6 protein-coding genes are annotated in these 7,752 nt (G+C 71.1%); 2 read left to right on the forward strand and 4 right to left on the reverse strand.

Annotated features, from left to right (window positions below):
• Nucleotides 1-28 precede the first annotated feature (28 nt).
• Nucleotides 29-2,641 carry a hypothetical protein gene (locus FXF51_RS36075; RefSeq protein WP_148439192.1) on the reverse strand — a complete coding sequence of 871 codons (2,613 nt, stop codon included), beginning with the start codon at nt 2,639-2,641 and terminating at the stop codon, nt 29-31.
• Nucleotides 2,642-3,004: 363 nt separating this feature from the next.
• Nucleotides 3,005-3,841: a restriction endonuclease gene (locus tag FXF51_RS36080; protein WP_148439193.1), complete on the reverse strand. Its 837-nt coding sequence runs from the start codon at nt 3,839-3,841 to the stop codon at nt 3,005-3,007.
• 49 nt (nt 3,842-3,890) lie between these two features.
• Here FXF51_RS36080 and FXF51_RS36085 point away from each other — a divergent pair, with 49 nt between their 5' ends.
• Nucleotides 3,891-4,799 carry a class I SAM-dependent methyltransferase gene (locus tag FXF51_RS36085; RefSeq protein WP_148439194.1) on the forward strand — a complete coding sequence of 303 codons (909 nt, stop codon included), beginning with the start codon at nt 3,891-3,893 and terminating at the stop codon, nt 4,797-4,799.
• Between the two features lie 90 nt (nt 4,800-4,889).
• Here the strand turns inward: FXF51_RS36085 and ligA are convergent, their stop codons facing one another.
• Together ligA and FXF51_RS36095 are read right to left on the reverse strand one after the other, a co-directional pair.
• A complete protein-coding gene (gene ligA, locus FXF51_RS36090; protein WP_148439195.1) occupies nt 4,890-6,959 on the reverse strand; it encodes an NAD-dependent DNA ligase LigA in 2,070 nt (689 codons plus the stop codon).
• A gap of 30 nt (nt 6,960-6,989) precedes the next feature.
• Nucleotides 6,990-7,370, reverse strand: a complete 381-nt coding sequence (locus tag FXF51_RS36095) for a YybH family protein (protein WP_148439196.1) — start codon at nt 7,368-7,370, stop codon at nt 6,990-6,992.
• A gap of 61 nt (nt 7,371-7,431) precedes the next feature.
• On the opposite strand from FXF51_RS36095, the gene FXF51_RS36100 reads away from it, so the two are divergent.
• Nucleotides 7,432-7,752 (forward strand): winged helix-turn-helix transcriptional regulator (locus FXF51_RS36100; RefSeq protein WP_148439197.1); only part of this gene is annotated, 321 nt, incomplete at its 3' end.

Raw genomic sequence — 7,752 nt, forward strand, 5'->3', positions numbered from 1 at the left:
GTGAAGGGCACGCACCGCCAGCTCGGTTTCAGCGTTGAGGCGCGCGGTGCACCACCCTGTCGTCGCCGCGTCCCGGCCACGCCATGACGAGCAGCCGCTGCCCCACCCGCTTCTCCCAGTCCGGCGGGTCGTAGTGGACGCGGATCCGGTAATGCCCCTTCCTGCCACGCAGGGACAGGTCGGGCAGCCCGGCACCGGAGAGGTTGTCGGTGAGCTCGATCCTGCCCGCCGGGCTCTCGTACCCGATCTCGACGACGTGATCCCAGCCCTTCGTCTCGACCGGGGGACGGCGGTCGTAGGTCTCGGTGGTGACGCAGACGCGGTAGGTGGTGTCCACCCCGATGAGCAGATGACCGGGCGCGACGGCCACCAGATCGACCTCCTGCTCGTACAGCCCGTCCTGCGGAATCCCCTCCATCTCGTACGCCTCCAGCCAGAACTCGGGCCAGACCGGCTCCTTCTCCCTGGTGGCCCGCACCGGATCGATCAGCGGCCGGTGGTGCGGCGCGCGGTCGCACATGGCCCGCGCCTCGGCCTCCCACGCCAGCATCTCGGCCTCGTCGTCGGCGGCGGCCTTGTCGAGGTCCGCGTCGGCCTTAGGGCAGAAATCCTGTAGGTACGCGGCTTGGTCAAGGGGCGCGACGCCGTGCGCGGCCCCGAACGCCGCCGACTCCCGGGGGTCGCCTCGGGTGTAGATGTCGCAGAGCCGCCGCCCGTACGCGATCAGGCGGTCGTCGGGCATGTGCTTGCCGAACGGCGGATTCTCGCTGCTCCGCACCACACAGACGAACCGCATCTCGCCCGCGCCCACGCTTGAGTCGGTGCCTGGGCCCTCATCAAGATTCATATCGCCGCAGTCGCTCGCCGTGGTGAACCGGCCGGGCTGCTGGTCCGACGCAGGCACGAACGCGATCACCGCCACCGTGACGACGCTCGCCACCACCGTCCGGTACGGGCGACGCACACGACCACCGCCGTACGCAAGAAGCAGCAGTAACGCGGAAACCGTGAAGGCGGCGCTGTACCAGAGCGGCGAGATGCCGGGCTCAGCAGCCAGCATCTCGTCGAACAGCAGAGGAACACCCTCGTCGTGACGTAACAGAGGACTTTCGAAAGGACGGACGAGGCCGACGACCCCACTCTCGTAGTAGGGGGTGACGGCGGTCGGATCGGGGAACATCGCGGCCCGGAACGCGGACTCGAAAGCTTGGAACGCCCGCTCTCCCTCGTTCCACGTCGTCGCCCCGCTCACCACCCCGGCCACCGCCGCGAGCAGCAACGCCCCCACCGAGCCGAGCACGAGCCGCCGCGTCCGCAGCAGCACGGCCGCCAGCACCAGCCCCGAGGCGCCGCCGACGCCCACGAGGACGTCGAGCGAGAACCAGAGCGGCTGCATGAACCATCCGTTCCCGGCGAACCAGGACGCGATCGCCCCGCGCGGCCCGACCCAGGTGAACACCCCGTTCACGCAGTTGACCGCGGCGGGCACCAACGGCACCACCACGGCCACCCCCTGCACCGGCCACCACCGCAACGGACGCTTGGGCGCGGCGCCAACCGCGCCTTCGGACCGGGCACCCGCCGCGCCTACGGATTCTGCGCCTGTCCCGCCTTCGGGCGTTGTCCCTGTCGCGTCCTCGGGCGTTGCGCCTGTCCCGCCTTTGGGCGTTGCGCTGGTCGTGCCTTCGGGCGTTGTGCCTGTCGTGCCTTCGGCCAGAGCGCCTGTCGCGACCTTGGGCTCGCGGCCGGCCTCCCGGGCGGACCGGCCGAGCCACACCACCATGAACACGTCGATGAGCAGCCCGATCCCTTCGAACCAGGCAAAGGACCGCACAAAGGGAAACTCGAGCTGCGGCATGAGCACCGGCCCGGCGGCGGCAATCGCCCCAGCCCACAGCGTGCCCCGCCGCCATCGGCCGTCCTTCGCCTGCGCCACCAGCGTCAGCACGACCCAGACCGGCCAGGACGCCACGCCCATCGACAGGACGTCGTACAGCGCGGCGCTGTCGATCCAGGTCATCGCGTGGACCAGCACCCCGACGGGCTCCAGCAACCCCACGACGAGCGCAGCCAGCCGCAGCGGCAGGGCCACCGTGCGCATGACCCGGAAGAACAGCACAGCGGCGGCGGCTTGTACGAGCACCTCGGGCAGGTCCACCCACGGCAGGCGGTCGGTGAATACGCCCAACACCCAGGTGTACAACACGAGCCGCAGCAGCCGCTCGTCCCAGCCGGGCTTCTTGCCGCCGACGTCCCTGCGAAGCTTCTTATCGCCGTCGTCCTCGCCCGGCTTCCTTCCGCCGTCGTCCTCGCCCGCGCTCCTTCCGTCGGCGTCCTCGCCCGCGCTCCTTCCGTCGGTGTCCTCGCCCGCGTTCCTCCCGTCGGCGTCCCTGCGCGGCTTCCTCCCGGTGTCGTGCTGCTTCGGCAGGACCTGCCACAGTGCCCACACCTGCGCCAAGCCCACCAGGACCAGTATCACGAGGTGGTCCGTGACCAGCCCGCCAGGATCTTCGGTGAACCGTGCGTGCACGAACAGCATGGACAGCCGCGGATCACCGGTCACGAAGGCGATGACGCCGGAGGCGGCGACCAGCACCGCGAGGACGGCCACCACAAGCGGGCCAATGCGGTAGCGAAGCACGGGTGCTTCCTCAGGGGGTGAAGGAACGAAGCGCCCAACCCTAACGGTGCGGCCACCCCGAAGTCGATCACGCAGACTCATCCCTCAACGCCGCTCATGCGCTGGCTCGCCCCGAGGCCGGCCGTGTCGGCTCGCCTCCGAGGTTGGCTACGCTGGCCCGCCCTCTGAGGCCAGCCCGCAACGGCTCGTCCCCCTGGTGCCGGTCCCGCTGGTCTGGGCTCCGAGGTCGGCCCCGCTGGCCCGCCCCTGAGGTCGGCCCCGCTGGTCCGCCCCCTGAGGTCGGCCCGCTGGTTCCCCCTTTGCGGTCGCCCCTACTGGCCCGGGCTCTGAGGTTGGCCGCGCCGGGTTGCCCTCTGAAGGGAGTCACGCTAACTCATCGCCTTCCACCAGCGTGGGTCGTGCCCGCTGTGGTGTCAGGCTGGTTCGGCCGGTCAGCCAGTCGGCGAGCTGGTCGCGTTCGACGAGGACGAGCGGTTGGCGGGCGCTGAGGGCTTCGGCGCGGGCCTGCCGGGTGAGGTGGCCCGACGTGACGAGGACGCCCGTGTGTCCGTCGAAGGCGTTGGCCAGCGCCCCCAGGAAGTTGCGCACGTCGGGGGCCCCGACGGTCCGGCTGTAGCGCTTGCACTGCACGGCGTACGGGGTGCCGCCGGGTGCGACGGCGGTGATGTCGACGCCGCCGTCACCGCTGCGGCCTCTTTCCCGCACCCGGCGGAAACCGTCGGCGATCATGCGTTCGGCGACGAGGTGCTCGAATTGGGGACCGGTCATCAGGTCGACTTTCGCCAATTCCGCGTTGGCGGCAAGGAATTGTCGGCGATGCGTCTGAATGGTCCGATATCTCAGGAAGAGAGCTGTGCAGAAAATGGCGATCAGTGTCGTGGCGATAAGCGTGGCCCGTCCCGGATTCTCCGCCGCGAATTTCGCCACGAGGGCGGCCACGGCGAACGTGCCCGCGAGGCCGAGCAGCGACAACCGCTCCCGCATGCCTGTCCTGCGCCGCCGCCTGGATCGCCTGGCCATCGCCGCCTCCCTCCCGAGTTGCTGCCGTAGCCGGACCGGGGCCTCGTCCGCGCCGACCCCGACCCGAGCGCCGCTGCTGATGGCGATTATGAACGGCGGCACCGACAGAATGGAGGTGCGCGGAATGAGTGCGAGCCACTCCCCGGCCGGCCGAACTTTCGGTGACCTTCCGATGGCCATGCGGCAAACCCTCTTCTTCCGCGCGAAACGCGGCTGTTAGCGTCCGGGCATGTCAGCACCAGATCTCACCGCCGCGCTGGAACGCATCCCCGGCTGGTTCTGGCCGGCCGACCAACGCCTGTTCGAGTGGTTCCTGTCGGACCAGGACGCCTCAGGTGACGTCCTGGAAATGGGGACGTACCTCGGCAAGAGTGCCGTGCTGATCGGCGGCCACGTACGCCGGGGCGAGAGGTTCACCGTCTGCGACCTGTTCGAGTCGGACGCCCCCGACGCCGACAACGACGCCGAGACCAGCCGGTCGTACGCCACGCTCACCCGCCACCAGTTCGAGCAGAACTACCTCGGCGTCCACGACACGCTGCCCGAGATCGTGCACGGGCCGACGTCGGTCATCCTCGACCACGTCAAGGCCGACACCTGCCGCTTCGTCCACGTGGACGCCTCCCACCTGTACACGCAGGTCGCGGACGACGTCCTGGCGGCACGGACCGTGCTCAGGCCGGACGGGATCGTCGCCTTCGACGACTACCGCAGCGAGCACACGCCGGGCGTCGCGCTCGCCGTCTGGGAGGCGGTCGGCCGGCTGGGGCTGGAGCCCGTCTGCGTCACCACGCACAAGCTGTACGGGACGTGGGGCGATGCGATGCCCGTCCAGGAGCGGTTGCTCGAATGGCTCGCCACCCGCCCCGATCTGTGGCACACGACGGACGTGCTCGGCGATCGCCGCCTCGTCCGGCTCAACCAGCGCAAGAAGCCGAAGCCCGCGCAGCCGCAGAGCGAGCTCGACCGGCTCACCGCCGAACTGCGGCGTACGACGGCCGAGCTGAAGAAGGTCACCGCGGAGTCGCGGCAGGCCGTTCAGGCGTTGAAGAAGGCCACCAAGGAGGTCAGCGTGCTCGGCCCGGTGGCACATCGCGCCGCCGGCTGGCTCCGCCGCCGCTCCACCCCCGCCAAATAAGGCCGCCGTTGCTCAGCGACGCACCCGGTGCCCCGTAACGCACCACGCCCCGTAACGCACCCGGAGTCGGGCAGCACGCTCTGCCGACCCTCAGAGGAATGCGCTGACCTGCTCGGCGAACTCCTCCGGGCTCACGATCCGCACCCCCAACGTCTCGGCCTTGGCCCGCTTCGAGCCCGCCTTCTCCCCGGCCACCAGCATCGACGTCTTGGCGGAGACGCTGGAGGACGACTTGCCACCGGCCCGCTCGATCAGCTCGTTCACCTCGTTACGCGTCAGCGCCGCCAGCGGCCCCGTCATGGTGCCGGTCACCACCACCGACATCGAGGCCAGGGGCAGGCCCTCGGCCTCGGCCGCCTTCGGGTCGTCGGTCGGCGGGGTGGCGCCGGGCTCCGTCATGTTCACCCCGGCGCGCACCAGCTTGTCGATCAGCGGGGCGAGCTCGGCCAGCTCCTCCACCACGACCGGCGCCTTCTCCGGGCCGATGCCTTCGACCTGCTGGATGGCCTCGGCGTCGGCGGCGCGGACGGCGTCCATGGTGGCGAAGTGGCGGGCGATGCGGCGGCTCATGGAGCGGCCGGTGCCGCGCACGCCGAGCGCCGCGAACACCCTGCTCAGCGGCCGGGTCTTGGCCTGCGAGATGGCGGCGAGGAGGTTGTCGGTGCTGGTCTGGCCCATGCGCTCCAGGCCGAGGAGCTGCTCGCGGGTCAGGAAGAACAGGTCGGCGAAATCGGCGATCAGGCCGGTTGCGAGCATCTGCCGGATGCGGTTCTCCGCCAGGCCCTCGATGTCGAGCGTGTCGCGACCGACCGCGTAGATGATGGAGACGATCGCCTGGCATTCGCGCCCGCGCACGCACCGCCATCGCTCCTGCGAGCGGTCGATCGCGTCTCCGCAGGTCGGGCAGACCTCGGGGATCGGGATCGGCCGCTCCTCTCCGGTACGCAGATGCACCACGGGCGCCTCGACCCTGGGGATGACGTCGCCCGCCTTGTAGACGGTCACGCTGTCGCCCAGCATCAGCCCGCGCCGGGTGATGTCGGCGACGTTGTGCAGGGTGGCGTAGGTGACGATGCTGCCGTCGAGCTCGACCGGCTCCAGCACGGCGCGGGGGGCGATGACGCCGGTGCGGCCGGTGTTCCACGTCACGTCGAGCAGCTTGGTGATCTTCTCGGTGGCGGGCAGCTTGTACGCCACCGCCCACCGCGGCGCCCTCGAGCTGAACCCCGCCGCAGCCTGATCACTGGCCAGATCACACTTGATCACGATGCCGTCGATCCCGAACGGCAGCGCGGGCCGCGCCGCCGCGATCTCCTCGACCCGGCTCTGCACCTGGTCGAGCGCCTCGGCCACGATGCCGGCCACCGGGGTGGCGGCCGTGGTCTGCACGCCCTGCGCGGCCACCCACTCCATGACCTCGCTGTGCGGCAGCTCGCGCAGGCGCACCGCCAGGTCGGACTCGTCGCCGGGCGCGGGCAGGGCGCCGTAGCCGAAGAACGTCAGCTCGCACACGTAGGGCCGGTCCTGGGCGCGCAGCGTGCCGGCGGCGGCGCTGCGCGGGTTGGCGAACGTGGTGCCGTCGTGCGCCTGCCGCTTGGCGCACGCCTCCTCGAACTGGGACGTGGTCATCATGACCTCGCCGCGCAGCTCCACCGTCACGGCGTCGGCGAGCCGCTCGGGCAGGCCGACGACGGTGCCGATGGCGTGCGAGACGTCCTCACCGGCGGTGCCGTCGCCGCGCGTGACGAGCTGCGCCAGCCGGCCGTGCCGGTAACGGGCCGAGATCGCCAGCCCGTCGAGCTTGGGCTCCACGCTCCACACCGTCACCGGACGCCCGAGCCTGCGCTCCACCCCCGCCGCCCAGTCGGCGAGCTGCTCGGCGCCGAACACGTTGTCGAGGCTCAGCATGGGCACCGTGTGCGGCACGTCGCCCACGACGGCCCCGCCCGCCACCTTCCCGGTGGGCGAGGACGGCAGCACCGACTCGGGGTGCTCCTCCTCGTACGCCTGGATGCCGCGGACCAGCCGGTCGTAGGCGTCGTCGTCGAGCGTCGAGGTGCCGTCGGCGTAGTAGGCCGCGGAGGAGTCGACGGCGAGCTGGACGGCCTCGGCGTAAGCCGTGTCGTCGGCCAGGGCGGTGACGGGGGGTGTCTCGGTCATGGGTCAATGATGGCTGGTGGCACTGACAATTCAGCCGGTGGTTCCGAACGGGTTGTCGATCGCGTACCGCCAGCGGCCGTCCTCGCCGCGCCGGGCGACGTCCGTGGCCGTGCCCTCGATGCGGACCTGCTCGCCCGCACGGTCCGTGCCCTCGATCGTCCAGTCCACGATCAGCAGCGCGAGGTCGCCCGTCGTGTAGACGTGCCGGGGGCGCACGGTGATCGGCACCCCCAGCTCCATGAACGCCACGTTGGCGGCGTGCGCCTCGGCGCCGGTCAGCGGGCGGCCGGGCTCGGGCACGAACACCGCCCCGTCCTCGTACACCTCGGCCACCGCCGTGGGATCGCCGCTGTTGAAGCGTTCGGCGAAGACCGCCGGCACATCCTGCGGCCGCTCGGCGAGCTCACGCATCGTCCACCACTCCCTCTGAGCAGGTAGAAATCAAGACACGGCAACGCTAGGAGGCTCCTCAGTGGCTCACCAAACGGTTGGTCACGTCGTCCGGCCGGGTCTGCCGGACGACCCCCGCGCGGACGTCGCCGCGCCCACCCCGTCCTGCCCGGTGGAGGTGACGCTCGCCGCGCTGCGCGGCCGGTGGACGACGCTGGTGGTGCGCGAGCTGCTCAAGGGGGAGCGCACGTTCACCGAGCTCGCGCAGGCGCTGCCCGCGCTGTCGGACAAGGTGCTGTCGGACCGGCTGGCACAGCTCGCGCGGAGCGGCGTGCTCGTCCGCGACCGCCGCCCCGGCTTCCCGCCGCGCACCTCCTACCGGCTGACCCCGCAGGGCCACCGT

The sequence above is a fragment of the Nonomuraea sp. PA05 genome, from assembly GCF_008086045.1.
GTDB classification, from domain to species: domain Bacteria; phylum Actinomycetota; class Actinomycetes; order Streptosporangiales; family Streptosporangiaceae; genus Nonomuraea; species Nonomuraea monospora.

Excerpts from the sequence above, each read along its gene's own strand:
- FXF51_RS36080 (WP_148439193.1), bottom strand. The coding sequence starts at position 3,841 with ATGGCCATCGGAAGGTCACCGAAAGTTCGGCCGGCCGGGGAGTGGCTC.
- FXF51_RS36085 (WP_148439194.1), top strand. The coding sequence starts at position 3,891 with ATGTCAGCACCAGATCTCACCGCCGCGCTGGAACGCATCCCCGGCTGG.
- ligA (WP_148439195.1), bottom strand. The coding sequence starts at position 6,959 with ATGACCGAGACACCCCCCGTCACCGCCCTGGCCGACGACACGGCTTAC.
- FXF51_RS36095 (WP_148439196.1), bottom strand. The coding sequence starts at position 7,370 with ATGCGTGAGCTCGCCGAGCGGCCGCAGGATGTGCCGGCGGTCTTCGCC.